The organism is Aeromonas sp. 600282, from assembly GCF_049175755.1.
GTDB classification, from domain to species: Bacteria; Pseudomonadota; Gammaproteobacteria; order Enterobacterales; family Aeromonadaceae; genus Aeromonas; species Aeromonas veronii_A.
In genome coordinates, this window is sequence record NZ_JAAKVR010000006.1 from 86,804 (window position 1) to 112,850 (window position 26,047).

Consider the following 26,047-nt stretch of genomic DNA (forward strand, 5'->3'; position numbering starts at 1 on the left):
CAATCGATGCAGCAATCAGTGCAAACCGTCGGGAAAGAGGCGTTGAGGCATAAAGTTGAAGCATAAAAAAGAGGGCCGTCTGGCCCTCTTCTGTATTCTGCTGGTGGCAGGCTCAAGCGGTGGTGGGCATCACTTTCACCCGCTCGATGCGCCGCTCGCTCACCTCGATCACCTCGAAGTTGAGTTGCTGCAGTTGCAACTGCTGGCCCGGGGTGGGCAGGGTGCCGAAGTGGGAGAGCAGCATGCCCGCCAGGGTCACGTATTCATCGCTCTCGCTCACCAGCCCCTCATGCTCCAGCACCTGCTCCACATGATGGATGTTGGTGCTGCCGTTGATCAGCCACCCTTCACCATCGCGCACGATATCCGGGGTTTCGTCCTCGTCCGGCAGCTCGCCGACGATGGCCTCCAGCAGATCGTGGGTGGTGACCAGCCCCTGGATCACGCCAAACTCGTCGGAGACCAGAATAAGGCTCCCCTTGGCTTTGCGCAGCTCCGCCAGCAGGCGGATCACGTTGATGGTCTGCGGCACGATAATGGGGTCGTTCTGCTTGGCCAGTTCGCTCAAGGATTGCCCTTCGTTCAAGGCAAACAGCAGGTCGCGCGCCTTGACCACCCCGATCACCTCGTCCAGATCCCCGTCACAGATAGGGAACAGGCTGTGGGGCTCGTGCTGCAGCAGGGCGCGGATCTCGTCGCTGGAGTCGTTGATATCGATCCAGGCCATCTCGGAGCGCGGGGTCATGATGGTGCGAATGGAGCGCTCGGCCAGCGACAGCACGCCGGTCACCATATAGCGCTCCTCCTCGCCAAAGCTGAGCGGCGCAGGCGCCGGTGCATCCAGATCGTCATCCGGCTGATCCTGATAGGCCTTGCTCCCCATCAGCTTGAAGATGGCGGCGGTGGTGCGCTCACGCAGGGGCAGCTTGGATTCGTGACGCATGGCACTGCGCTGGGCAAGCTGGTTGAAAAACTCGATCAGCACCGAGAAGCCGATGGCTGCGTAGAGGTAGCCCTTCGGAATATGGAAGCCGAACCCTTCCGCCACCAGGCTGAAGCCGATCATCAGCAGGAAGCTCAGACAGAGCACCACCACGGTGGGGTGGGCGTTGACGAAGCGGGTCAGCGGCTTGGAGGCGAGCACCATCACCACCATGGCGATGGTCACGGCGGCCATCATGACGCCCAGGTGTTCCACCATGCCGACGGCAGTGATGATGGAGTCGAGCGAGAAGACCGCATCGAGCACCAGAATTTGGGCGATCACCACACCGAAGCTGGCGTAGGCGCCGACCGGGCCGTCATCCTGGGGTTTGGCTTCCAGCCGCTCATGTAGCTCGGAGGTGGCCTTGAACAGCAGGAACAGGCCGCCCCCCATCAGGATCAGGTCCCGACCGGAGAAGGGGTGATCCCACAGGTGCAAAATCGGGGTGGTCAGGGTGACCAGCCATGACATGACGCTCAGAAGTCCAAGTCGCATCAGCAGGGCCAGCGACAGGCCGATGACGCGTGCCTTGTCCCGCTGGGCGGGAGGCAGTTTTTTCACCAGAATGGCGATAAAGACCAGGTTGTCGATCCCCAGCACGATTTCCAGAATGATCAGGGTAAACAGACCGATCCAGATATGGGGATCCAGCAGCAATTCCATTGTATGACCTCAATAAAAACAGACAGAGCAGAGAGTGATCACGGCGCGCGATGGCCGCAGTAACAGCAAGGCAAAGGTGTTATTCAGAGGCGCTGATTAAGCAGAAAAAGATAGGCTTTGACAGAGAGAGACGAAGGGCAACTTCGGGGATTGTCCATGATGGGCAATAAAACCTCGGGTGAAAAATGAGCCCTGATGATAGCGGCTGGCGCCAATTTGGCAAGAGCAGCGTCAGCGAGGCGTGATGGGGTTGTGATGCGACAGGGGGAGGCAGCGGTGCCGCGCTCCCCGTGCGGTCGTTACAACCAGCGCTTTTCGCGGGTGAAACAGACCGACAGCCAGGCATCCCCCAGGGTGTCGCCAAGGCGAGACCAGAGCTCCTGACGCAGGGCATCCTGACGTTCGACGGGCCACTCCTGACCCGGCGCCACCAGAATGTTCAATTCCAGATCGAAGCGGCGACCGCTTTTGGCCAGATGGCTGTAGCACTCTATGCCGTGGCGCTGGCGCAGCGCTTCGATCTCCTGTTCGACTTGCCGTGGCACATCCCCCTTGGGGGCGATCTTCAACACTTCCCGCAGGTTGCGACCGAGCACCTTGATGGGAATGAGGGTGGCACAGAGGGCCAGTAGCGAGACCAGCACCGGGTCTATGTAGCGGTTGTATTGGCCGTAGCCGATGGCATCGAGGCCGATGGCGACCACGAAACCGATAAGCAGGGTGGCGCTGAGCAGGGTATCCACCAGCCACTCTTTGGAGTCGACCCGCACCAGCTCGGAGTCTACCTGCTCGGCGACCTGGGCTTCGATGCGATAGATGATGGCGCAGAAGAAGGTGGAGACGGCGGCATAGATGAGGGCGTGGCCGAGATCGATCTCCCGTCCGCCATCCAGCAGGGTGGTGATGCCGCTATAGAGAGCGCCAAGGCAGAGCAGCAGAATAATGGTGCCATTGATGACGTTGGTGATGGGCTCGAAGTGGGCGTAGCCATACTGGAAGCGCGCATCGGAAGGGCGGGTAACGAGATAGGCGGTAACAAGACCGAGGCCTGTCATGCCCATGCTGAACAGGGTGAAGATACCATCGAGCATGATGGCGTTGGAACCGACGAAGAGGCCGTAGCCGATGCCGAAGATGGCAAAGGTGATACAACCGAACAGCGACAGGGTAAGCGCCTGTTTTTCGGTGGTGACCAGCGTACTGATAACATGGCTGTGGTGAGCCATAAAAGTCCTCCTTTCAAATGGTGAATATTGCCAAGCGCAAGCGGTTTTCTAGCTGATATACTGCCCGCTCACATGTGAGCGGACTGGCCTGACTGCCATTGACAGGCGGCTGGCCAGTCGTTGTCGCCGGCGTGCCGGCATCAAGCAAAGGATGGGAACAAGGATTCATGATCCCGAGACTCGATTACCAGGACAGTTTGTCACCCGCAACCCTGCAGTTTCTTGAGTTGCTAGAGCGCAGCGCATTTCGTGGTGATATCGAAAAGTCTTATGCAAGCCGGTTGGCGATGGCGACGGATAACAGCGTCTATCAGGTAGTACCTCAGGCGGTTCTCTATCCGCGCAGTGCGGACGACATAGCAGCAATGCTCAAGCTGGCCGCAGAGCCGGCGTACCACACTCTGAGTTTTTTCCCTCGCGGTGGCGGTACCGGCACCAATGGTCAGTCATTGGGCGGCGGCATTATCGTCGATCTCTCCCGTTATATGAACCAGATCATGGAAATTAATCTGGAAGAGGGGTGGGTGCGCGCCCAGGCCGGGGTGGTGAAAGACCAGCTCAACGCCTATCTCAAGCCCCATGGCTACTTCTTCTCGCCGGATCTCTCCACCTCCAACCGCGCCACCTTAGGGGGCATGATCAACACAGATGCCTCGGGGCAGGGGTCCCTCGTTTACGGTAAAACCTCGGATCACGTGCTGGGTCTCAAGGCGGTGCTGGAGAACGGTGACATCATGGCGACCGAGCCGCTGACCGGTGAGCGACTGGCCGACAAGCTGGCGCTGGAGAGTCGGGAAGGGGAGATCTATCGCACCCTCTATCGCATCGGCAAGGAGCGCCGCGCCGACATTGAGGCGACCTTCCCCAAGCTCAACCGCTTTCTGACCGGTTACGATCTCAAGCACCTCTATCAACCCGATACCGACACGCTGGATGTCAGCCGGGTGCTGTGCGGATCTGAAGGATCCTTGGGCTTTATCACCGAAGCCAAACTCAATATCACGCCAATCCCGCGCTACCGCACCCTGGTCAACGTCAAGTACGACAGCTTCCCCTCCGCCCTGCGCAATGCCCCCTTTATGGTGCAGGCGCAGGCCCTCTCGGTGGAAACGGTGGACTCCCGGGTGCTCGGGCTGGCCCGCGCCGACATCATCTGGCATTCGGTGAAAGAACTTATTCAGGATGTGCCCGGCAAGGATCTGCAGGGGCTCAACATCGTCGAGTTTGCCGATACCGACGAGGCAGAACACAAGGCCAAGGTGGCTGAGCTCTGCCGCCGTATCGACGAGCTGCTGGCCAAGAGTGAAGCCGGGATTATCGGCTATCAGGTATGTGACCACCTGCCGAGCATCGAAACCATCTACACCATGCGCAAGAAGTCGGTGGGGCTGCTGGGCAACGCCGAAGGGCGCAAGAAGCCGGTGGCCTTCACTGAAGACACCGCCGTGCCGCCAGAGTCATTGGCCGATTTCATCATGGAGTTTCGTGCCCTGCTGGATGCCCACGGCCTCGACTACGGCATGTTTGGCCACGTCGATGCCGGTGTGCTGCATGTGCGTCCGGCGCTGGATTTGTGCGATCCCGAGCAGGAGGTGCTGCTGCGCCGCATCTCCGATCAGGTGGTGGCGCTCACCGCCAAATATGGCGGCCTGATGTGGGGGGAGCACGGCAAGGGCTTTCGCTCCGAATACAGCCCCGCCTTCTTTGGCGAGCTGTGGGAAGAGTTGCAGCGGGTCAAGGGGGCGTTCGACCCGGCCAACCGCATCAACCCGGGCAAGATATGTATCCCCTACGGTAGCGGCGCCGAGCTGGTGTCGGTGGATGGCCCCAAGCGCGGCAAGTATGACCGCCAGATCCCGCTCGCGGTGCGCACCAGCTACACCCGCGCCATGGATTGCAACGGCAATGGTCTCTGCTTCACCTTCGAGACCGACTCCCCCATGTGCCCCTCGGTCAAGATCAGCCGCGATCGCCGCCACTCCCCCAAGGGGCGGGCGGGCCTGATGCGTGAATGGTTGCGTCAGTTGGCGGAGCAGGGTTTCGATCCGTTGGCGGAAGAGGTGGCACTGCAATCCGGTGGTGTGCGCTTCAAACAGCTGGTGGACAAGGTGCGCAACAGCTGGGCCAAACAGCGCGGCGAGTATGATTTCTCCCATGAGGTGATGGAGGCGATGGCGGGCTGTCTGGCCTGCAAGGCGTGCACCAGCCAGTGCCCGATCAAGGTGGATGTGCCCGATTTTCGCGCCCGCTTTATGCAGCTCTATCACGGCCGCTACCTGCGCGCGCCGAAGGATTACTTCGTCGGCACCGTTGAAAGCTATGCTCCGTTGCTTGCCAAGGCGCCGAAGCTGGTCAACTTCTTCCTCGAAAAAGAGTGGGCCCAGAAGGCGACCGAGAAGAGCATCGGCATGGTGGATGTGCCGCTGCTCTCAGTGCCGACCCTTGCCGAGAGCCTGCACGATAACCGTGCCCGCTATTTTGATCTGCCGGGACTGGAGCGGATGAGCGTCGAGCAGCGCAAGCAGGTGGTGCTCATCGTGCAGGATCCCTTCACCAGTTATTACGACGCCCCTGTGGTGCGCGACCTGGTGAAACTCGCCAGCAAGCTCGGCTTCCAGCCCTACTTGCTGCCCTTTAAACCCAACGGTAAACCCCAGCATATCAAGGGGTTCCTGCGCGCCTTTGCCCGTACAGCGGCCAACAGCGCCCAGTTCCTCAACAAGGTGGCGGCGCTTGGCATTCCCATGGTGGGGGTGGATCCGGCCATGGTGCTCTGCTATCGCGACGAGTATGCCAAGGCGCTGGGGTCGGCCCGCGGTGATTTTCAGGTGTTGTTGCCGCAGGAGTGGCTGCTCTCGCTGCCAGCAGATCAACTGCCTGCTCGCACTGACAAGACCAAGAGCGAGGAGGGGGGCGAGCCCTGGTATCTCTTTGCCCACTGCACCGAGAAGACCGCCAAGCCCTCCACTCACGGCGACTGGAGCACCCTGTTTGGCCGCTTCGGGGCCAGCTTGCAGCCAGTCTCTGTGGGTTGCTGCGGTATGGCGGGCACCTATGGTCACGACGTCAAACAGGTGGAGAACTCCAAGGGCATTTATGGGTTGAGCTGGGCTGACCCGCTAGCCCGTCTACCCAAAGCGCGCTGTCTGGCGACCGGCTATTCGTGCCGCAGTCAGGTCAAGCGGATGGAGGGGGAAAAGCTCAAACATCCATTGCAAGCCCTGCTGGAGCTGCTCTGATGCTGACGTTTCCCAAGCGGTTTCGGGTGCCGAAGGCCTATCGGCACCCGCGTTTCTTGCTATTACCCGCCACCCCCGCTCAGGCGGTGGTGGAGTTTGTCGCCATGTTGCGCGAGCGTGAGCAGCTCCATCAGCTGTTTCGCCCGAATGATATCTGGCCCTCCGCCAACTTCAGCCTGAGCCAGCACGAAGGGGATCTGGAGTTGCAGCAGTCGGAGTTTCTGGCCAAGCGCTCCTTTGCCTATGGCCTCTGGAGCCCGGATCGGGAGCCGCAATTTTGGGGCGGGGTTTATCTCTACCCCTCGGTGTTGCCTGAGGTAGCGGTGGAGCTCTTCTTCTGGAAGGTGGCCGAGGCGCCAATCACGGATGAGGAGCTGGAGATTCAGCTGCGCGACTGGCTCGCCAACGTTTGGCAGTGGCCAGACCCCCGCTTGCCGGGGCGAGAAGTGCCCTGGGCTGAGTGGCCCGGCGTTACCTACCCCTGGTGACATCCCGCTTAAGGGCATGATTGTGTAACACGCAGTTCCGAGTCGGGGCTGCGTTGTTAACATGTCACCCGGTAACCAACAACTCATATAACCGAACCATTTTGTCGATGGAGGGCGTTTCACTCATATCGGTACGCATTCATCGCTTACATAAGGAGTCTGCTCGCAATGAGCCACGATATTGCGCCCATCTGGCGTAAACCCATGAGTCTGGAGGGGCTCAACGCCACCTCTCGCAACACCCTGATGGCCCATCTCGATATCGTCTACACGGCTTTTGGCTCCGATTGGCTGGAAGCGATCATGCCGGTGGATCACCGTACGCACCAGCCCCTTGGCATGCTGCATGGCGGCGCATCCGTGGTGCTGGCGGAAACCTTGGGATCGATTGCCGCCAATATGGCTGTCGGGCCAGATAGCTACTGTGTGGGGCTGGAGGTGAATGCCAACCATCTGCGAGCCAAGCGGGAAGGGGTGGTGACCGGGCGTTGCACGCCGCTCCATCTGGGAGCAACGACCCAGGTGTGGCAGATTGAAATTCGGGACGAACGTGAGCGTTTATTGTGCACCAGCCGACTGACCATGGCGGTGCTCAAACACAAGCGGGGCAAGGACTCCAGAGAGGAGTGATCTGCAATAACGCACTATGAGTGCAAAATAAGCAAGCCATACTCGCCAGATCCCTCTATAATTGCCAACGTCTTGAGAGGCTTATCACATTTTTCAAGACAGCAGAACAAAGTGGCGCTATAATCGCCGCCTTTTTGCTATTCCGCGGTGTTAGCCGCCTGCCTTAATCTGGAAGAATCTATGTCTGATACCGAACAACTGCCCCTTTTTAGTGAGCTTGGACTGGCCGCGCCTGTATTGAAAGCGCTGCAGGACGTGGGCTATGAGCGCCCGTCACCGATCCAGGCCGCAGCAATTCCCCACCTGATGGCGGGACACGATCTGCTGGGGCAGGCGCAAACCGGTACAGGGAAGACCGCTGCTTTTGCCTTGCCTCTGTTGTCTCGTCTGGAAGCTGGTAACCGCAACACCCAGATCCTGGTGCTGGCGCCTACCCGCGAACTGGCGCTGCAGGTGGCTGAAGCGTGCCAACGCTATGCACACCACATGCCTGATTTCCACGTGCTGCCGATCTACGGTGGTGCCTCCTACGAAACCCAGACCCGCGCCCTGCGTCGTGGTGCCCAGGTTGTCGTCGGTACTCCGGGCCGCGTGATGGATCTGATCCGTCGCAAGAACTTGGATCTCTCCGGCCTGAAAGCTCTGGTACTGGACGAAGCTGATGAAATGCTGCGTATGGGCTTCATCGACGACGTGGACTGGATCATGGAGCAGTGCCCGAGCTCTCGTCAGGTTGCTCTGTTCTCTGCCACCATGCCGGAGCAGATCCGTCGCGTGGCCCAGAAGCACCTGAAGCAGCCCAAAGAGATCAAGATCGCCTCCAAGACTGCTACCGCTACCACTATTCGCCAGCGTTACTGGCAGGTAACCGGTCTGCACAAGCTGGACGCCATGACCCGCCTGCTGGAAGTGGAATCCTACGAAGCCCTGCTGGTATTCGTACGTACCAAGAACGCTGCCGAAGAGCTGGCTGGCAAGCTGGCCGCACGTGGCCACGCCTGTGAAGCGCTGCACGGTGACATCCCGCAGAAGCTGCGTGAGCGTACCGTTGACAAGCTGCGTCAGGGCCAGCTGGACATCCTGATCGCCACCGACGTGGTTGCCCGTGGTCTGGACGTTGAGCGTATCACCCACGTAGTGAACTACGACATTCCGTACGACACCGAATCCTACGTTCACCGTATCGGCCGTACCGGTCGTGCCGGTCGCAAGGGCGAGGCCATCCTGTTCGTGGCTCCGCGCGAGCGCCGCATGCTGCGCGCCATCGAGCACGCAACCCGTCAGGCCATCGAGCCGATGAAGATGCCGAGCACCGAGGACATCAACCAGCACCGTCTGGCCAAGTTCAAGGAGCGCATCCGCGAAACCATGATGGGCGAAGAGCTCGAGATCTACCACAACCTGGTAAACGAGCTGATCGAAGAAGATTCTGCCGATCCGCTGGAGCTGGCTGCCGCACTGGCCAAGCTGGTACAGGGCGACCAACCGCTGCTGCTGGATGACTCCATCCCGGATCCGCTGTTCAACAACAGCAACGATCGTGGTGGCTTCGAGCGTCGTGACTTCAACGATCGCGGCGGTCGTGACTTCGGTGACCGTGGCGATCGTCCGGCCCGTCGCATGCCGTCCCTGGAGCCGCGTCCGCTGAAAGACAACCCGGACGTGGAGATGGAGCGCTACCGTGTCGACGTGGGTGCCCATCACGGCGTCAAGCCGGGCCAGATCGTGGGCGCCATCGCCAACGAAGCGAATATCGAGAGCCGCTTCATCGGCAACATCGACATCGCTGACGACTTCTCCACCGTTGACCTGCCCAAGGGCATTAGCGCCGATGTGCTGGAAGTGATCAAGAAAGCCCGTGTTTGCCAGCGTCCGCTGCAGATCACTCGCTACACCGAGGTGCCGGCCGGTGGCAACACCAGCAGCCGTCCGCCGCGCGGTGATCGTCCGTTCCGTGGCGACCGTCCTTTCAACAAGGATCGCCGTCCGCAGGGTGACCGTCCGTTCAACAAGGAGCGCCGCGAAGGTGGTTTCAACAAAGATCGCAAATTCGGTGGCAAGCGCCGCGAAAGCTGATTGCTGATCCCGTTATGAAGAAGGCCGCTCATTGAGCGGCCTTTTTTTGTGCCAGCCTCTCGCGAGGCGGTAAGGTGCTGGTGCGCCGAGGATAACAGGAAAACTGTGCTCAGAGCCTTGTGGTGAGCGCTCAGGCTGCCATAAAGCTGTCATGCTGAGGAGATAGATGACGCCGACGTGGCATGCCTCACCATCGCCCTGAGGGTGGTTTGCTGGGTACCCGTCGCTGAGCGTTAGAAAAGGGGGGCATGCCGGCTAATGACACAACGGCGATGAGCAAGCCCATGCCCAACCAGCTGCTCCATGGGAAGTGCCGGGGAGGTGTTGCTCATACAGGCGATGGTCTGGCGAGAGTGCTCACCTGTTTTTGTCGTTGTTGCCGTTGTCGGCACCGATGTTTGTGTTTTCCGGAAAGTAAAAAACCGACCCTGAGGTCGGTTTTTTTAAATTTGGCGGTGAGGGAGGGATTCGAACCCTCGATACGTTGCCGTATACACACTTTCCAGGCGTGCTCCTTCAGCCACTCGGACACCTCACCAATTTTTCGTTCGCTGCGCTATTGCGCTGGAACGGGGCGTAATTTAGGGGAAAGGGCTGTGTGGGTCAACCTCTTTTCCCCTTATTTTTCATAATCTTTTCCGAATGCCTAACCCTTGTGCAGAATGCCGGTTTTTTAAACCGGATCAGGGCTTGTCGAGGATGATCAGACTGTCCGGCAGCTCGTTTTGATCCCGGGTGGCCGGGAAGGCATCGGTCAGAATGGCGCTAACGCGCTCCACGCACTCCAGAAAACCCTGTTCGATCTCCTTGTTGCGCACGCGCGCCACGAAGTCGTCGATGATCTCCTGCCACTGGCCGTTGTCGATATGCTGGGCGATGCCGTCATCCACCAGTATTTCTACATAGTGCTCGGCGGCCGAGACGAAGATCAGCACCCCGAGCCGGTCGCGGGTGCGGTGCAGCCCCTGCTCGACAAATTGCAGGCGAGCCATCAGGGCCGCCCGGTGCTGGCGAACCGTCTTCGGGATGAGTCGCATCTTGATGGGGGTCCAGTGGAACAGCAGGCTCAGCAGCAGCCAGACCGACCACTGCACCAGCAGGATTTCGTACCAGCCGAGCCAGAAGCCGAGCTGGAACACCAGCAGCGGGGTGAGCATCGCCAGCAGCGCCGCCCAGAGGGTGGGAATGTAGCGATAGCCATCGCTGGCCGGGGCCAGCACGGTGACCAGTTCAGCATCAGTCTCTAGCTCCGCTTCGCGCACCTTTGCCTGAAGCGTGTGGAAGAACTGTTTAGAAATCATGATTTGTCTCTTTACTCCTGTTACCAGCCACCGGAGGCTCCGCCGCCGCCAAAACTGCCGCCGCCACCGCTGAATCCGCCGCCGGAGCGACCACCAAAGGAGCCGGCACCCAATCCACCGGCCATGTAGGCCGACCGACGTCGTCCTCCCGGCCCACCGCCACCCCCCCCGCGCAGGTTGTGGAGTACGATCATCGCAATCACCACCAGAATAAACAGCCAGGGGCCGCCACCGTTGTCACTCTTTGGCTGCTCGACCGGCTGATATTCTCCGGCGAGTGCCTTCATGATGCTCTGGCTGCCCGCCATGATCCCGGCCACCATATCGCCGCGCTTGAAGGCGGGCAGGATGTGGCCATGGATGATGTTGGCGGCGATGGCGTCGGGCAGGGCACCTTCCAGCCCGTATCCCACCTCGATGCGAACCTTGCGCTCATCCTGGGCGATCAGCAACAGCACGCCATTGTTTTTGCTTTTCTGGCCGATCCCCCAGTGGCGACCGAGCTGGTAGCCGTACTCCTCGATGGTCTCCCCATCGAGGCTGTCGACGGAGACCACCACCAGCTGGATGCCGCTGCGCTTTTCAAAGGCGGCCAGCTGCTGGGTCAGTTGATGGGCCTGTTTGCGGGACATCAGACTGGCTTCATCCACCACCCGTCCGCTCAGCGTCGGGAAGTCCGGTGCCGCTTGCAGGGCACTGGCCCAGAGCAGCAGACAGGGAAGAAACCAGCGCAGCATCATCTTCATTGGAAGCTGACCTTGGGCGCCTCATCGGCACCAGGTTTGGCACTGAAACTGGGTTTGGCTTCCAGATCCGAGTAGAGCAGCTTGGACCAGATGACGCCGGGGAAAGTGCGGATCTCGGTATTGAACTGGCGTACCGCCTCGATATAGTCGCGGCGTGCCACCGAGATGCGATTCTCGGTTCCTTCCAGCTGGGCCTGCAGGGCAAGGAACTGCTGATCCGCTTTCAGCTCGGGGTAGCGTTCTACCACTACCATCAGGCGGGAGAGGGCGCTGGAGAGCTGGTTCTGTGCCGCTTCAAACTCCTTGAGCTGGGCAGGATCGCTCACCTGCACGCTGCCGACCCGGGCACGGGCATCGGTGACCGCCTTTAGGGTCTCCTGCTCATGGCTGGCGTACCCCTTGACGGTGGCGACCAGATTGGGAATGAGGTCGGCGCGGCGCTGATACTGGTTCTCCACCTGCCCCCAGCTCGCCTTGACCTGCTCATCCAGGGTCGGAATATTGTTCATGCCGCAGCCGGTCAGGCCGAGCAGCAGGGTCAGGGTCAACAGGCTCTGCGTGGTTCTGCGCCAGAGTGATGTGGCCATCTTGTTGTTCTCCTTTGGTATTTCGAGTCGATAGTGCGCCATGGATGGTGTACGACCAAGAGTGCACCACCATACCAGCTTGGGGTCAGTTGCCACAACGCGCAGGTAGCTCAGGTCGCTTGTTGATGCCGGAGACCTTGGGTAACTGGGGCTTGTCTTTGAGCCAGGAGGCCAGCTCTTCCCCGCAGCCATTGCCGGGCGGAATGGGAGCCTGGGGTTCACAATCGGGGCTGCCCGCCGGGCAGCGCAGCCGCACGTGAAAATGGCTGAAGTGGCCAACCCAGGGGCGAAGCTTGGCAACCCAGGGTTCATCACCAGCCTGCTGGCAGACCGCCGACTTGATCACCGGATTGACAAAGATGCGGGCCACCTCGGGTTTGCTGGCCGCCAGCCGCAGCAGGGTGAGCTGTTGCGGCCCGAAGCGGCCCGGCAGCATCTTGTAGCTGGGTTCGTCGATCAGCGCCCACTCCTTGGGGGCATCCTGCTCCCATTTGCTGATGGGGCGGTTGGCCATGCGAAACCAGATATCGGCATCAAGGCCGGTCTGGTGGCTGCGATGGCCCGTGGTAAAGGGGCCTCCATGGGCCATCGCCAGATCGGCGATGTAGAGATCCGGCAATCCGGCCATGCGGGTCTGGTTGGCCAGTGTCTGCAGATAGTGGATGAGATCGGGATGGCCGTAGTAACGTAGCCGCTTGGTGCGGATCACCTGATAACCCGGCCCTTCGAGGGGTAGGGATACGCCGTTTTTCAGGCAACCGGCGGCATAACCACCGATGGCTTCCGCTTGCAATACAGTCGCCAGCAACAGGGACGTCAGCATGGGCGTGCTCCTTGTCTTGCTTCAAGTCGGCTCAGCAATACGAACAGACTCAAACATATAAATAAATAGGCCGCGGCCACCAGCAGCCAGATCTCGTAGACCAGTCCGCTGGAGTTGGCCATCTCGGTGCCGACGAAGGTGAGCTCCTGCACCGAGATAAGGGAAACGATGGCGGTATCCTTCACCAGCGCGATGAGCTGCCCGGTGAGGGGGGGCAACATCAGCAGCATAGCCTGTGGCAGGATCACATGGCGCAGCCGCACCCAGGGGGATAATCCGAGGCTGTGGGCTGCTTCCCACTGTCCTTTGGGGATGGCGGCAAGACCGGCACGGACGATCTCGGCAACGAAGGCCGCGCTGATCATGCCGACGCAGAGGGTGCCTGAGATGAGGTTCTCCCAGCGAGCCGGCGGGCCAAACAGAACTTCCAGCCAGGGAGAAATAGAGATGTTGCCGAGCCAGCTTGATAGACCGCTCGCGGGCAACAGTTGGTTGGCGATAAAGAAGTAGAAGATGAAGATAAAGACCAGCGGCGGCAGATTGCGGATGAGCTGGATAAACAGGGTGGCTGGCAGAACCAGAAACGGGCGACGACTGAACGCCGCCACCCCCAGCGTAGTGCCGAGCAGCAGCGCCAGCACCATGCCAAGCAGCGCGATACGCAAGGTGGTGAGCAGACCGCTGAAAAAGTAGGGCAACTCGCCGTGAGGGCCGGGGGTGAACAGCAGGTCGAAGGCTTCATGCCAGCGCCACTGATAGGCCACCCCGATGTGCAGGCGGCTGGCCAGCCAGAGACCAGCCAGCAGCAGGATCAGGGCGATCGCCCCATCCAGCCAGTTGATGTTCCGACATGCCCCACGGATGATGCGCCGGATGGTGTCTTTTAGAGAAATCAGCATCAGGGATTGGCGACCTGCGCTTCCCACGCCAGCGACTTGAACCAGTAGTCATGGCGCGCTTTGAGCCAGCCATCGGCCTGACGGGCGGCGATCCACTCGTTGAACTGCTCAGCCAGGGCATCATCCCCCTTGCGCAGGGCAAAGCCTTCACTCCCTTCTGCCAGCGGTTTGGCAAACGGCATAAAGAGGGCATCCGGGTGGCGCAGCGCCTCTTGCTCGGGTTTCGGGGAAGAGGAGAGGGCGCCGTGGGCGCGGCCGTTCAGCACCTCCTGAAATACCTGTGACTCGTCATCAAACTGGCGCAGGGTGGCCTTGGGGAAGTGTTCTTTTGCCACCTGTACCGGTGAGGCGCCACGGCGTACCGCCAGGATCACCCCGCGCTGGTTGAAGTCCGCCACTGTTTTCTTCTCTTTGGCCAGGGTGCTGGAGGCGGCCAGCTGCACCCCCGAATGGGAGTAGGCCTGGGTGAAGCGCACGCTCTTCTCCCGCTCGGGGGTGATGGTGAGGCCGCCGATGATGACGTCATATTTTTTCGCCAACAGGGAGGGGATGATGCCATCCCAGGCGGTAGGCACGAACTCTACCTGCCAGCCGTTATCTGTGGCGAGGCGACGGGCCACGTCAATCTCGAAACCGATCAGGGCCCCCTGCTTGTCGCGCATCGCCCAGGGGGCGAAGGTGGACATGCCGACCCGCAGGGTACCGCTCTGCTCGATCTGTGCCTGGGTGTCGGAGGGGGCAGTTTGTGCCAGTGCCGGAGTGAGCAGGCTTGTCAGTAGCAGGGCAGCGCCCGACAGGGTGGTCTTGAATGACAGATTCATGGTTAGCGTCCTTGTTGATCCGGATTCAGGTGACGGGCCAGCGCCCGCGAACAGGCTGACAGCGTCAGGGTTAACAGCAAATAGAGGGTAGCTACGGTAAACCACACCTCAAAGGTCAGAAACGTATCGGCAACCAGAGTACGCCCTTCGTTGGTCAGATCGAAGATGGCGATCACACTCACCAGCGCCGAATGTTTGATAAGGGAGACCAGCTCGTTGGTGAGTGGCGGCAAGGTGATGCGCACCAGCTGGGGCAGGATCACCTTGCGCAGGGTGATGGCCCGTGACAAGCCAAGCGACTGGGCTGCCTCCCACTGCCCTTTGGGAATGGCCTGTACACCTGCACGCAGCACTTCGGCGGTGAAGGCCCCCTGATAGAGGGAGAGGCTCAACACGGCGCAGGCAAGGGGGGCCAATCCCAGCATGGGGCCCAGCAAGAAATAGAGAATATAGAGCTGCACCAACTGGGGCGTGGTGCGCACCAGCGCCAGATAGGTGATGGCGAGCCAGGGGCCGAGCCGGGAGGGAAGCAACCGCAGGCTGACCACGCACACACCGACCGCCATCGTGCCCAACAGACTGAGCAGCGCCACCTGCAAAGTGACCAGCAGGCCGTTTAGCAAGGGGCCGGCATAAAAGGTTCCCTCATCCCACTCGCCGAGAAAGGGCAACATCCGCGGCCACTGCCACTCATAGCCCATCTGGCGAGCGCCGCTATAGAGCGTCCAGCCCAGTAGCGCAAAGAGCATCACAGTGCCTGACAACCAGCCGAGCAGGCGGGGGCGATTGAGCCTAGCCATGATAGCTGAGCACCTGTTCGAGGAAGGCCCGGGTTCGCGGGTGCCGAGGGGCGTTGAACAGTTGGGCGGGCGGGGCCGACTCGATGATCTTCCCCTCGTCCATAAAGAGCACCCGATCCGCCACTTGACGGGCAAAGCCCATCTCGTGGGTAACGCAGATCAGGGTCATCCCCTCGTCAGCCAGCTCGCGGATCACATCGAGCACTTCGCGGATCATCTCGGGGTCGAGGGCGGAGGTGGGCTCGTCAAACAGCATCAGCTCGGGTTGCATGCAGAGGGAGCGGGCGATGGCGACCCGCTGCTGCTGGCCGCCGGAGAGCTGGTGTGGGTACTTGTCGGCCTGTGCCTGAATGCGCACCCGCTCGAGCAGCCCGAGCGCCCGGGCTTTGGCCTCCTGAGGTCGCAACCCCAGGGTATGCACCGGCGCCACCATCAGGTTTTCCAGCACCGTCATATGGGGGAAGAGGTTGAACTGCTGAAACACCATGCCAACCCGACCTTGCAGGCGGCGCAGGTAGGAAGGGGTCACCGGCTCGCCAAACAGGAACAGCTGGCCGTCGTCGATCCCCTCCAGCCCGTTGATGGTGCGGATCAGGGTCGATTTTCCCGAGCCTGACGGGCCACAGATAACCCACTTCTCTCCCCGTTCAATGGTGAGATCGATGTGATGAAGAGCCTGAAAATCGCCATAGAATTTGTCGACGCCACAAAAGCGCACACAGGGTTGCGAGCTGGTCAAGAAGCGGGTTCCACTGAGAATCATTTACGCCATGGTATTGATTTTATAGGGGGATGACAAAGAAAACCCCCTTGTCAGCATCCTGATGCCTATTCACAATGGCGCCATTTCGTGATGACAGGAGCTTTTCATGCGTATTACATCCTTGCTTGCCGGTTCGCAGGTGCAGCTGTTGATGCCGCCAGCGGTTCGCTATCGCTGCGTCATTTTTCTGCTGTTGCTGGTGAGTTGGGGCGTGGTAGCGGCCTCCTTGTGGGATGGCTGGGGCGCCATGGCGCTGCTCAACTGGGTGGGCGTGGTCTTTGGTGGCATCACCGGGATCATGGTGTCGCTGCCCCGCAGCTGGCAGCCCTGGCGCCTGGCGGAGCTGGGGTGGGATGAACAGCATATCTATCTGCTCAATGGCAACAAGGATGAGGCGCTGGCGCTGCCCCGCAACCAGCTGGTGGCGCTTGAACGGGAGCGACGAGTGGGTCACGACGGCCAGTGGCTCGACTTCAGCCTCGATCTGCAACTGAGTGAAGATGAGCTGGCGGCGGCCATGGCCTTGCTGGATCTCAAGGCGGGGGAGCTGCATCTGGTGAGCCCGTCTGTCTATCGCTTCGGCTTTAAACGGGCCTGGCACGGTCGCCGGATGCTGGCGCAACGGTTGTCAGATCTGCAATCGGCCTGAGTCGACTATTTTCTCGACAATTCCCGGCAAAGCTCAGATACTGCCAGTGACTCGAATTGATCTTGTCTGCACTGTTAACCCAAGAGATCAATCACTTGACGACAGTGTGGAGAAGGCCACGGCATGAAGCCATGGCAGGTCCGGCATAGGGGTTGTGCCCTTACCGTTATGCTGGGAATTGCATAGAGAAGGCACCTTGAATCGAGAGTGGATGGCATGAAGATTTACGTAGGAAATCTGTCGTACCGGATGACGGCCGACGAACTGAAAACCCTGTTCAGCCAGTTTGGACAGGTCGACAAGGTTGATATCATCATCGACCGCGATACCGGCCAGTCAAAGGGGTTTGGTTTTATTGAAATGCCGGTCAATGGTGATGCCGAAAAGGCCATCGCTGGTCTGCATGGCACAGAAGTCGGTGGCCGTACCATCACCGTCAACCAGGCCAAACCGAAGACAGATGCTCCCCGTGGTCGCCCGCAACAGCGCCACCGCTAAGGTACCTCGGCAATAAAAAAACGGCATGGGTTTCCCCCATGCCGTTTTTGTTTCTGAATGTTTTGCTGTGATCAGGGGACGTCGTAACCGAGTGCCGCCTTGCGGATGCGGAACCACTGCTGGCGGTTAAGCTCGATGGATTCGGCGGCCACGGCGGCGGCAATCCGCTCCCGCTTGCCGGAGCCAATCAATGGCAGCGGCTGGCTTGGCAGCATCATTACCCAAGCGTAGACCACCTGCTCGATAGTCTGGGCGCCCACTTCCTGACGGATCTGCTCCAGTTCGGCACGCAGCGGGGCATAGGCCTCATCGCTGAACAGTCGGCCGCCGCCGAGACATGACCAGGCCATCGGCTTGATGCCAAGCTGCTGGCACTGATCCAGGGTACCATCGAGGGTCCCTTCCTGATGAAGCGGCGAGATCTCCAGCTGGTTGGTGACTAGCGGGAAGGGGAGGCGCGATTGCAGTAGCTCGAACTGACGGGCGGTGAAGTTGGATACCCCGGCGTGCTTGATCTTACCCGCCTGTTTCAGGGTGATAAAGGCGTCGGCCACATCATCGGCGTTCATCAGGGGATCCGGGCGGTGGATCAGCAGCAGGTCCAGATGGTCGGTGCCGAGCTTGCGCAGCGAGGCCTCGGCGCTGGCGATGATATGGTCCTTGCCGGTGTTGTAGTGGTTGAGAGCATGCTCCGGCTTGGCGGTGAGGGCGATACCGCACTTGGTGACGATCTCCATCCGGCTGCGCAGGGAAGGCTCGAGGCGTAGGGCGTGACCAAAGGCCTCTTCGCACTGGTAGCCACCATAGATATCGGCGTGATCGATGGTGGTGACCCCCAGATCCAGATGATATTTCATCAGATCGAGCAGAGCGGCCGGAGAGAGCTGCCACTCCATCAGGCGCCAGTAACCCATGATGAGGCGAGAGAAGGTGGGGCCTTGCGGATGCAGGGCGACACGGGATACAGACATGGTTGACTCCTTTAAAAACGCGATGCGAAAACGATGTGCAACATGGATGACTGCGGGCATCTTGGCCCCATGTGGCTGGCAAAGCAATAATGGACAGTGGCATGATTCGAACTTTGGTTCTGACCGAAGAGAGTTGGGGAGATAATTGGATGGAAGGATTTGCCGAGCGCTTGCAGAGCCTGATCGGGGAGATGAGCGTGAGCGCCTTTGCCCGCAAGGTGGGGCTCAGTGAAGCGCTGATCCGCAAATATTTGAAGGGGGCCGAGCCTGGCCTGGCGCGGGCCAACCAGATCGCCATGGGGGCCAACTGCTCGCTGGAGTGGCTGGCGACCGGATGCGGTTATCTCTACCGTCAGGCGGAAGTGGTGGACAGGGAGGCGCTGGCTGCGGCGCAGCAACTGCTGGGCGAGCAGCAACCCGGGGTGGGGCTGCCCGATGAGGAGGCGCTGGTCACCCTGCTCGCCTACTACCAGTTTTTGCGCACCCACAAGAAAGCGGACGGTTTTCTCGACTTGGCGCTGGCGCGGGAGTTTGGCCGCCATCTGGGGGAAGCGTGATGAGGAGCATATTACCCTTTGGTCGTGTCACGGCCGGTTGATTATTCTGATACGCTCTAAGCAAGATAAGTCTCCATGGAATGGGCGATGAGCTACTTGATCCTCGGAAGTGGTGCGCTGGGCTCGGCGCTGGCAAGAGAGCTGATGGCAAGGGGGGAGTCATTCCTGCTGGCCGGGCGCAACTATCCCAAAGGGATCGAGATGGAGGACTTCTTCCCGCTGCCAGATGTCGATGCCATCTCGTTCGATGCCTTGTTTACCCTCTACGATTGCGATCCGCTTCCCACCGTTGTGATCAATACCATCGGCGTGTTGCACGATGTCAGCTTTATGCCGGAGCGGCGGGTCGAAGAGGTGCACCCCAAGTGGCTGTGCGACAGCCTGCTGGCCAATGCCTGGCCAACACTGGCGCTGGCTGCCCGTTTCAGCCGGTTGATGGGCAATGACCATCCGCTGTGGCTCTGCGCCATCTCCGATCTGGCGGGCTCCATCACCGCCAATCTGGAGGGGGGACGTTACAGCTACCGGATGAGCAAAGCGGCCCTCGACATGGGGGTGAAAACCCTGGCCCTTGAGTGGACGCAGCGTTTCCCGCAAGCAGGGGTGGTGGCCGTTGCGCCCGGCTTGATGGACTCCCCGATGAATACCCCCTTTCTGAGCGAGTTGCCCGCGGATCAATTGCTGGATCCTGCCGAGGTGGCGGTGAAACTGCTCAATCTCATCAAGGGGTTATCATTGACTCAATCGGGCCAGCTACTGGATCTGAACGGTCAGCCGCTGCCTTGGTAAATCCCGCCTGCGGGTTCTACGGACGTCTATTGGCTTCACATTCTGCTCATGCGCCCCTTGCCAAGCGAGGGGCGCATGGCTAACGTCACTCTCCTGTTTCAGGAGGGATCTCATGCGCTATATCGATTTACGAAGTGACACCGTCACCCAGCCTACTGACGCCATGCGTCAAGCCATGCTCCACGCCGAAGTCGGTGACGATGTCTATGGTGAAGATCCGGGCGTCAACGCGCTGGAGGCCTTTGGGGCCAGATTGCTGGGCAAACAGGCGGCGCTGTTTGTGCCGTCCGGCACCATGTCCAATCTGTTGGCGGTGATGAGCCACTGTCAGCGCGGTGAGGGGGCCATCCTCGGCAACGCCGCTCACATCTATCGCTATGAAGCGCAGGGGAGTGCCGTGCTGGGCTCCGTAGCCCTGCAACCCTTGCCGATGCAGCGCGATGGCACACTGGCATTCGATGATATCAGGGCTGCGCTGGCCCCTGATGATGCCCACTTCGTCCAGACTCGCCTGATCTGCCTTGAGAACACCCACAACGGCAAGGTGCTGCCGCTCTCCTATCTGCAGGAGATGGGGGCATTCGTTGCCGAGCGCGGCTTGAAGCTTCATCTCGATGGCGCCCGGCTTTTTAACGCCGCCGTGGCCAGCGAGACCCCGGTCGAGGTGATCGCCGCTCCATTTGATAGCATCTCGATTTGTCTCTCCAAGGGGTTGGGCGCACCGGTGGGCTCGCTGCTGGTGGGCAGACACGACTTCATCGCCCGTGCGCGCCGACTGCGCAAGATGCTGGGGGGCGGCATGCGTCAGGCGGGGATTCTGGCGCAAGCCGGTCTGTTTGCCCTCGAGCAGCACGTGACCCGCCTGGCCGATGATCACCGCCGTGCCAAACGGCTGGCCGAAGGGTTGGCTGCACTGCCGGGCATCGAGCTCGACCTCTCGCTGGTGCAGAGCAATATGGTGTTCCTGCGGCTGCGTGAGGGGGAATCAGCCCCTCTGCTCGCTTTTATGAAGGAGAGGGGGATCCTCTTCTCCGGTTACGGCGAGCTGCGGTTGGTGACCCATCTGCAAATCAACGATGACGATATTGAAGAGGTGATCGACGCCTTCACCGAGTATCTCGGGGCGCGTTGAGACGGCTGGTGAGGTAGAGGTTATACCGAGACCTGTTCATACCGAAATAAAAGAGGGCGCCGCGGCGCCCTCTGTTATTTGCTGCAAGCTCAAGCCTGCCGCTGGCCGCTCATCAGCATGGCCTCATCGGTAGCGTCGTAGATCATCACCGCGATGTGGGTCACCTGACCGCCGAAATCGGCCAGTGGCACCAGCGTCAGGTTCTGGAACATATGGGGGGCCGAGCCGGTAATGGGGCGATAGTTGGAGAAACGTAGCAGATAGGGCTTCTGCTCCCAGGTGCTGAAGGCGCGGTTGTTGAGCTTGAAGACCATGTTGGCCTTGCGCTCGAACCAGGCTCTGTCCACATCGGGGAAGAGCTCGAACAGTACGCCATCGCGCACGTCACTGGCCAGTCGGCCGCTGTGGCTCTCCATAAAGCCGTTCCACACCTGTACCTTGTACTCCTTGTCGAGCACTACCAGGCCTACGTCCAGGTTCTGGACTATGTTCATCAGCCAATGAAATTCACGGATTTCCATAGTCACTCCTAGAGCATGTGCATGATTTTGTTGTTCATGGTGGCGATGGAATCTTCGGTAAACAGCAGCAGCAGATCACACTGCACCGCGTAATCCTGGATCCGGTAGTTGATCTCGATGGCGAGCGTGCGGCGCCAGCGACTCTTGTTGGTGTTGATCAGCTCGTTGATGGGTCTGTGCTGGCCGAGCACCACCGGGTGCCCCTGACTGAAGGGGGTGTCGAGCTGGTTGGCGTAGCCGCGTAGGAAGGCGCCGATCAGCACGTTGGCGGTATCCATCAACAGCTCCAGTTCGGCGGTGCGATCCAGCGTCCCCTGATGGTTCATCAGCTTGGCCAAATCTTTGAAGCTGGAGTCATGGAACAGGATCAGCGCTTCACCGGCGATCCCAGCTCCGATAAACCCCTGACAGACGGCGGAGAGGGTATCTGAATCCGCAGCGGCCGAGAGGGCCATATGCAACTCTGATACTTCCAGCACGTTGACGTTGGGGATGGGCAGTACCACGAAGGCGTTGAGCAGACGAGCCAGCAAGTCGGCGGCCTGACCCATGGAGACGTTGGCCAGCTCCTGATAGACATCGCGGATTTCGGGGGTGATCTTGACGCCTGCATCGGCTACCACTCCGTTTGGCTGCTGCTCGGGGGCGCTTGGTTGACCGCTCGGGGTGGCACTCCAGAAATCATGCTTTTTGAGCAGGGCGAGCAGGGTTTCTGGGGCGGCAGGTTTCTTGATGAAATCGAGCGCCCCTAGCCCCATGACCCGTTGATAGGCCTCTGGTTGGATATCCCCGGAGACCACGATCACCTTGTTGCGTAGACCCTCCCGTTGGAGGGTCTCCAGCACGCCGTAACCGTCCATTTCCGGCATGGTCAGATCGAGAAAGATGAGATCCCCATGGCCCATCAGCACCTGTTCGATCCCTTCAAGGCCATTCGCCGCATAGTGCAAATCGACTTTCCAGTCAGCCGGTAGCGCTCGTGCCAGCTGTTTGCGGGCGAACCCGGAGTCATCACATATCAATACATTCATGGCGTTAGGCAGGCTCTGTTGGCAAGGATTGCTATAAGTGTGGCCCGCTAACAGTCAGATGCAATGTGGGAGGTTGTCACCCTGTGAAAATTGGTTATCCCATTGCCGGTTACGATAGCGTGCGGAGTATTTCTCAACAAATTCAGCGAACATCTTAACACGCAACGGGGCGAATTGGTGCTGGCAACACAACATGTAGAAGGGGCGATTGCCGGTCTGCCAGTCGGTCAGTACCGGTACCAGCTGCTCGTCATGGAGGAAGCTGCTCAGATAGTGCAGCGGGGCGTTGACTATCCCCAGATGACGCCGGGCTGCGCGCACGGCGGCCTGAGTCTGGTTGACGGTCAGTTTGGCGCTGCGTTTGATGCAGATGTTTTGGCCATCCTTGTCGGTCAGTTGCCAGTGCTGGTGTGGCCAGCAGTAGATGAGATCATGTTCTTCCAGCTGGCTGGGGTGGGAGGGGGTTCCCTTCTTGGTCAGATAGAGTGGCGAGGCAAACAGGCCGTACTCGATATGACCGAGACAGATCGCATTGGGCAGCGACTGGGGCAGCTCACCGTTGAAGAACACCAGATCCCGATCATTGTCGAACAGGTGCTGGTGATCATTGGTCTGGGTGATATCGAACTGTACCTCGGGATAGTGCAGCCCGAATTCGGCCAGCATATCGATGAGGATGGTGTTGGAGAGCGCGATCGGCGCGGCTATCCGGATAAGCCCGGTGATGTCTGCTTCTTTACCCCGGATCTCGCTGGTGGCCTGCTCGATTTGTGCAAGCGGTGTGCAGAGACGCTCGTAGTATCTGAGCCCTTCATCGGTAAGACGGAGTTTACGGGTAGAGCGATGTAGCAGGGAGCAACCCAGTTGCTCTTCCAGCTGGGAAATGCGTCGACTGATGGTGCCTGTTGGCATGCCCAGTGCGGCTGCAGCATGGGAGAATCCTCCCTCTTGCACCACCTTGACGAACAGGTAGAACTCTTCGATGTGCTTCATAAACGCTGTTCTGGGTGTAACAAGGGGGCAACCATAAAAAGAGCCTTATCGCTTGGCAAGGGTAATTCAGCGTTTAATTGATCTGGATTCGATTTCTACTGATACCAGTTTAAATTTTCAATTGTTCTCGAATGAGGATTATTTTCTGCGCCACAGTCATTGTTGCGAGATGTCACCCGTTAGCTCAAGAGAGAGAGGCGACATGGTATGACTACAATACGACCCATCCTCAGGAAAAAAGAGGATCGCGCTGGTCAAGAGCAGTTCTTTTTTTCGGCGATGTGAATGTGATGACAGTCGCATATTCATCATGCCGGTCTGGTGAAGGTAGATATTCGGTTTTGAGGTATTTAAGTTCCTTGTTAAGTCGCTATTTGGGGCCGGTTTTGCTCTTTTTTGTCTGTTTATTCAACGCGCTGGTTAATAAATGAAAGTTTTACGAGGGAAATGCCGGCACTTTTTTTAGTTGACTTTTTTGTCAGTAAATAAGTGTTTGTTGTGAATCGTAAAAATGTTTTTTGAAGTATCCAGAGTGCAATTCTTAGTGCTTGTTTTTGCTGGGAAAAAAAGTTAAAAACGAACGAGGGATTTGTTCTGATTGACAGGAGTATTGGCTGAGTCCTTTTTTCTGTGGCTGGATTGGCTCTCCTGTTGTTGATTTCTGAAATCAGTTATCTGCTTTTGGCCATCGCGAGAAATAGTGGCCGAGAGGTGTTGTCACCTTGCATTCTGCATACGGCGGTTTGCCCATTTGTTTTCCGGTTCACCAGTGACCATCCAGCATGAATGATTTTGACCAGATGAATACGCTTGACGAACGGTTACTGAAGACAATGGATGTTCTGCATACCCCTATCTGGGTATATGACATCGAACATCACCATATTTTCTGGGCAAACCGCGCAGCACTTCCTCTCTGGGAGGCCACCTCCCTTGACGAGCTCTGTTCCAGGGATTTTTCGGCTGATATGGCCACAGCCATAGCGCTGTTGTTGCAACGCTACCTCGGTGATTTTCAGCAGGGGCGAAGTTACAACGAGTGGTGGACTATCTCCCCAAAGGGGGTCAAGAAGCAGATCTATCTACGCCTCTCCGGCATTCAGCTGGCTGGCCGTCTGATGATGATGACCGAGGCGGTGCTCGACTCCGATACCCTCTATCAGGAGTCCTCGCTGGCAACCGGTGATACCCTGGCCTGCCTGTTCGATAGCAATGGCGCGTTCGAAAGCGGCAACTATCACTTCGAGATGTGTTTCGGTCACCGGATCGCCACGCTCTCCCAGGTTTTTTCCGGTAGTGACGACAGTTTTTACCAGAAGCTCTCCCGACTCGATGAAGTAGTGACCGAAGGGGAGTGCCGAACCCTCAAGGGGATGCGCTGGTTCCAGTATCAGTTCCGCTATATCCAGCAAGGAGCACGGATCCTGCTCACCATGCGCGATATTACCGATCGCAAACTCGAGGAGCTGGAGCATCGCCACCTCGCCTGGCATGACTCCCTGACCGGCCTGCTCAACCGTTATGGCTTGATGAAATCTCTCGAGGCCTATTGCGGGCTGGGGGAGCGTTTCGCGCTGGTATTCATGGATCTGGACAACTTCAAGCTGGTCAACGACAACTACGGCCATAAGGCGGGAGACCGCTTGCTGGAGCGGGTTGCCGGTCGCCTCAAACAGATTTGCCCCCGCGATGTTGAGCTGGCCCGTCTTGGCGGGGACGAGTTTACCGCGTTGGTTCCCTTGGGAAACCAGAGTGAACGAGCCCAGGATGTGGCCGATCAGATGCTCTCCCAGATGACCAAGCCGCTGCAACTGAGCGGTCTGCCGGAGGTAACCATCGGCGGCAGTATCGGCATTGCCATCTATCCCGATGATGCGGACGATGGTGATAACCTCATCACCCGCGCCGATATGGCCATGTATCAGGCCAAGCAGATGGGGCGGCTGCGCTGGCAGCGTTTTACCCCCAGCATGCAGCAGACCCTGCAGCGCAAGCTCAATCTTAAGCAGTTTCTGGCCAAGGCTATCGGTCGTCAGGAGCTGAGCCTCTGTTACCAGCCACAGGTCGATGTCGCCAAACGGCGTCTGATCGGTTACGAGGCGCTGCTGCGTTGGTATAACCCGGTGCTTGGCCATGTCTCGCCAGTGGAATTTATCCCATTGGCCGAAGAGATGGGGCTGATCCGCGAGATCGGCAGCTGGGTGCTCTCTACCGCACTTGCCCAGATGGCCAGTTGGAAGAAGCGCCTCCATCACCGGGTGCCAGTCTCCGTCAACCTCTCCGGTTTCCAGCTCTCGTCGGCACTGCCCGGGCAAGTGCGCCAGCAGCTGGCTCTGCACGGAGTGGATGCTTCCCTGTTGACGCTGGAACTGACCGAAACCGTGCTTATGCTGGATATGAAGGGGTGCCTCGATATTCTCGATGACTTGAGTGAACTGGGGATCAAGATTGCCATCGACGATTTTGGTACCGGCTACTCATCCCTTGCCTATCTCAATCGCCTGCCCATCGATACGATCAAGCTGGATCGCTCTTTCGTGGTCGGCCTCAACCTGCCGGTGATCCGGGCGACCGCCGCCATGGCCACCAATCTGGGGTTGGGGATCATGGCGGAAGGGGTGGAGGAGCCTCACGAACTGGCCGCACTGCAGACCCAGGGGTGCCATGTGTTCCAGGGATATCTGTTCAGCAAGCCGCTGACGGTGGCACAAGTCGAGGCAAGCGGTTTCGTGGTGGAGTGTCAGGTTGGGCGTTATCCACTGTTAGATGCCGTGATGGCAGAGTAACAAGTGTGCGTTAGGCCACAACTTGGAATTTTATTCCGCAATATTTAATCAAAATTAATCATTCTTTTGCGAT

At 59.2% G+C, this 26,047-nt stretch carries 24 protein-coding genes and 1 tRNA gene; 10 read left to right on the forward strand and 15 right to left on the reverse strand.

Features of this window, described 5'->3' with window-relative positions; translation table 11 throughout:
• Positions 1-112: 112 nt before the first annotated feature.
• Together G5137_RS08045 and G5137_RS08050 are read right to left on the reverse strand one after the other, a co-directional pair.
• On the reverse strand, positions 113-1,648 hold the full coding sequence (locus G5137_RS08045) for a TerC family protein (RefSeq protein ID WP_421255213.1): 1,536 nt from the start codon (positions 1,646-1,648) through the stop codon (positions 113-115).
• Between the two features lie 299 nt (positions 1,649-1,947).
• Positions 1,948-2,874, reverse strand: a complete 927-nt coding sequence (locus G5137_RS08050; protein WP_005361338.1) for a cation diffusion facilitator family transporter — start codon at positions 2,872-2,874, stop codon at positions 1,948-1,950.
• 167 nt (positions 2,875-3,041) lie between these two features.
• On the opposite strand from G5137_RS08050, the gene G5137_RS08055 reads away from it, so the two are divergent.
• The 4 genes from G5137_RS08055 to G5137_RS08070 all read left to right on the forward strand — a co-directional run bounded on the left by G5137_RS08055 (position 3,042) and on the right by G5137_RS08070 (position 9,307).
• Positions 3,042-6,113 (forward strand): FAD-binding and (Fe-S)-binding domain-containing protein, encoded by a 3,072-nt coding sequence (locus G5137_RS08055; RefSeq protein WP_421255214.1) that lies wholly within the window; start codon positions 3,042-3,044, stop codon positions 6,111-6,113.
• Positions 6,113-6,601, forward strand: coding sequence for a hypothetical protein (locus G5137_RS08060; protein ID WP_421255215.1), 489 nt, complete (start codon positions 6,113-6,115; stop codon positions 6,599-6,601). Before G5137_RS08055 ends, G5137_RS08060 begins: the two co-directional genes overlap by 1 nt.
• A 168-nt stretch (positions 6,602-6,769) precedes the next feature.
• A complete protein-coding gene (locus G5137_RS08065; RefSeq protein WP_227342547.1) occupies positions 6,770-7,231 on the forward strand; it encodes a hotdog fold thioesterase in 462 nt (153 codons plus the stop codon).
• Positions 7,232-7,411: 180 nt separating this feature from the next.
• Positions 7,412-9,307: a DEAD/DEAH box helicase gene (locus G5137_RS08070; RefSeq protein WP_421255216.1), complete on the forward strand. Its 1,896-nt coding sequence runs from the start codon at positions 7,412-7,414 to the stop codon at positions 9,305-9,307.
• Positions 9,308-9,757: 450 nt separating this feature from the next.
• Here the strand turns inward: G5137_RS08070 and G5137_RS08075 are convergent.
• From G5137_RS08075 to G5137_RS08115, 9 genes are all read right to left on the reverse strand, one after another.
• Positions 9,758-9,845, reverse strand: a tRNA-Ser gene (locus tag G5137_RS08075).
• Between the two features lie 145 nt (positions 9,846-9,990).
• On the reverse strand, positions 9,991-10,608 hold the full coding sequence (locus G5137_RS08080; protein WP_120414070.1) for a TPM domain-containing protein: 618 nt from the start codon (positions 10,606-10,608) through the stop codon (positions 9,991-9,993).
• Between the two features lie 20 nt (positions 10,609-10,628).
• The gene (locus G5137_RS08085; RefSeq protein ID WP_421255217.1) at positions 10,629-11,354 is read right to left on the reverse strand and encodes a TPM domain-containing protein; all 726 of its coding nucleotides are present in this window, start codon (positions 11,352-11,354) and stop codon (positions 10,629-10,631) included.
• The gene (locus G5137_RS08090) at positions 11,351-11,941 is read right to left on the reverse strand and encodes a LemA family protein (RefSeq protein WP_005346564.1); all 591 of its coding nucleotides are present in this window, start codon (positions 11,939-11,941) and stop codon (positions 11,351-11,353) included. Before G5137_RS08090 ends, G5137_RS08085 begins: the two co-directional genes overlap by 4 nt.
• A gap of 85 nt (positions 11,942-12,026) precedes the next feature.
• Complete coding sequence (gene mepA / locus G5137_RS08095) at positions 12,027-12,764, reverse strand: penicillin-insensitive murein endopeptidase (RefSeq protein WP_421255218.1); 738 nt, start codon at positions 12,762-12,764, stop codon at positions 12,027-12,029.
• On the reverse strand, positions 12,758-13,663 hold the full coding sequence (locus G5137_RS08100) for an amino acid ABC transporter permease (RefSeq protein ID WP_421255219.1): 906 nt from the start codon (positions 13,661-13,663) through the stop codon (positions 12,758-12,760). The genes mepA and G5137_RS08100 overlap by 7 nt, the downstream gene beginning before the upstream one ends.
• Positions 13,663-14,484 (reverse strand): transporter substrate-binding domain-containing protein, encoded by an 822-nt coding sequence (locus tag G5137_RS08105; protein ID WP_374861473.1) that lies wholly within the window; start codon positions 14,482-14,484, stop codon positions 13,663-13,665. Before G5137_RS08105 ends, G5137_RS08100 begins: the two co-directional genes overlap by 1 nt.
• Positions 14,485-14,486: 2 nt before the next feature.
• The gene (locus G5137_RS08110) at positions 14,487-15,284 is read right to left on the reverse strand and encodes an amino acid ABC transporter permease (protein WP_421255220.1); all 798 of its coding nucleotides are present in this window, start codon (positions 15,282-15,284) and stop codon (positions 14,487-14,489) included.
• Positions 15,277-16,047 (reverse strand): amino acid ABC transporter ATP-binding protein, encoded by a 771-nt coding sequence (locus tag G5137_RS08115; RefSeq protein WP_075115892.1) that lies wholly within the window; start codon positions 16,045-16,047, stop codon positions 15,277-15,279. Before G5137_RS08115 ends, G5137_RS08110 begins: the two co-directional genes overlap by 8 nt.
• Before the next feature lie 106 nt (positions 16,048-16,153).
• Between G5137_RS08115 and G5137_RS08120 the strand changes: the two genes are divergently transcribed.
• Together G5137_RS08120 and G5137_RS08125 are read left to right on the forward strand one after the other, a co-directional pair.
• Positions 16,154-16,696 carry a hypothetical protein gene (locus G5137_RS08120; RefSeq protein ID WP_416004608.1) on the forward strand — a complete coding sequence of 181 codons (543 nt, stop codon included), beginning with the start codon at positions 16,154-16,156 and terminating at the stop codon, positions 16,694-16,696.
• A gap of 216 nt (positions 16,697-16,912) precedes the next feature.
• Positions 16,913-17,194, forward strand: coding sequence for an RNA recognition motif domain-containing protein (locus G5137_RS08125; protein WP_005337180.1), 282 nt, complete (start codon positions 16,913-16,915; stop codon positions 17,192-17,194).
• A gap of 71 nt (positions 17,195-17,265) precedes the next feature.
• On the opposite strand, the gene G5137_RS08130 is transcribed toward G5137_RS08125, so the two are convergent.
• Positions 17,266-18,165, reverse strand: coding sequence for an aldo/keto reductase (locus tag G5137_RS08130; RefSeq protein WP_227342566.1), 900 nt, complete (start codon positions 18,163-18,165; stop codon positions 17,266-17,268).
• 149 nt (positions 18,166-18,314) lie between these two features.
• Between G5137_RS08130 and G5137_RS08135 the strand changes: the two genes are divergently transcribed.
• The 3 genes from G5137_RS08135 to ltaE all read left to right on the forward strand — a co-directional run bounded on the left by G5137_RS08135 (position 18,315) and on the right by ltaE (position 20,643).
• Positions 18,315-18,722 (forward strand): helix-turn-helix domain-containing protein, encoded by a 408-nt coding sequence (locus G5137_RS08135; protein ID WP_033137628.1) that lies wholly within the window; start codon positions 18,315-18,317, stop codon positions 18,720-18,722.
• Between the two features lie 87 nt (positions 18,723-18,809).
• Complete coding sequence (locus tag G5137_RS08140; protein WP_216953382.1) at positions 18,810-19,511, forward strand: short-chain dehydrogenase; 702 nt, start codon at positions 18,810-18,812, stop codon at positions 19,509-19,511.
• Between the two features lie 112 nt (positions 19,512-19,623).
• The gene (gene ltaE, locus G5137_RS08145) at positions 19,624-20,643 is read left to right on the forward strand and encodes a low-specificity L-threonine aldolase (RefSeq protein ID WP_216953383.1); all 1,020 of its coding nucleotides are present in this window, start codon (positions 19,624-19,626) and stop codon (positions 20,641-20,643) included.
• 89 nt (positions 20,644-20,732) lie between these two features.
• On the opposite strand, the gene G5137_RS08150 is transcribed toward ltaE, so the two are convergent.
• The 3 genes from G5137_RS08150 to G5137_RS08160 are packed head-to-tail and all read right to left on the reverse strand — an operon-like array spanning position 20,733 to position 23,188.
• Positions 20,733-21,164: a PAS domain-containing protein gene (locus tag G5137_RS08150; RefSeq protein WP_005337175.1), complete on the reverse strand. Its 432-nt coding sequence runs from the start codon at positions 21,162-21,164 to the stop codon at positions 20,733-20,735.
• A gap of 8 nt (positions 21,165-21,172) precedes the next feature.
• Positions 21,173-22,195: a response regulator gene (locus G5137_RS08155; RefSeq protein ID WP_043823589.1), complete on the reverse strand. Its 1,023-nt coding sequence runs from the start codon at positions 22,193-22,195 to the stop codon at positions 21,173-21,175.
• Between the two features lie 54 nt (positions 22,196-22,249).
• Positions 22,250-23,188, reverse strand: a complete 939-nt coding sequence (locus tag G5137_RS08160; RefSeq protein ID WP_216978986.1) for a LysR family transcriptional regulator — start codon at positions 23,186-23,188, stop codon at positions 22,250-22,252.
• Positions 23,189-24,021: 833 nt separating this feature from the next.
• Here G5137_RS08160 and G5137_RS08165 point away from each other — a divergent pair.
• Complete coding sequence (locus G5137_RS08165) at positions 24,022-25,974, forward strand: putative bifunctional diguanylate cyclase/phosphodiesterase (RefSeq protein ID WP_216978985.1); 1,953 nt, start codon at positions 24,022-24,024, stop codon at positions 25,972-25,974.
• Positions 25,975-26,047 lie beyond the last annotated feature (73 nt).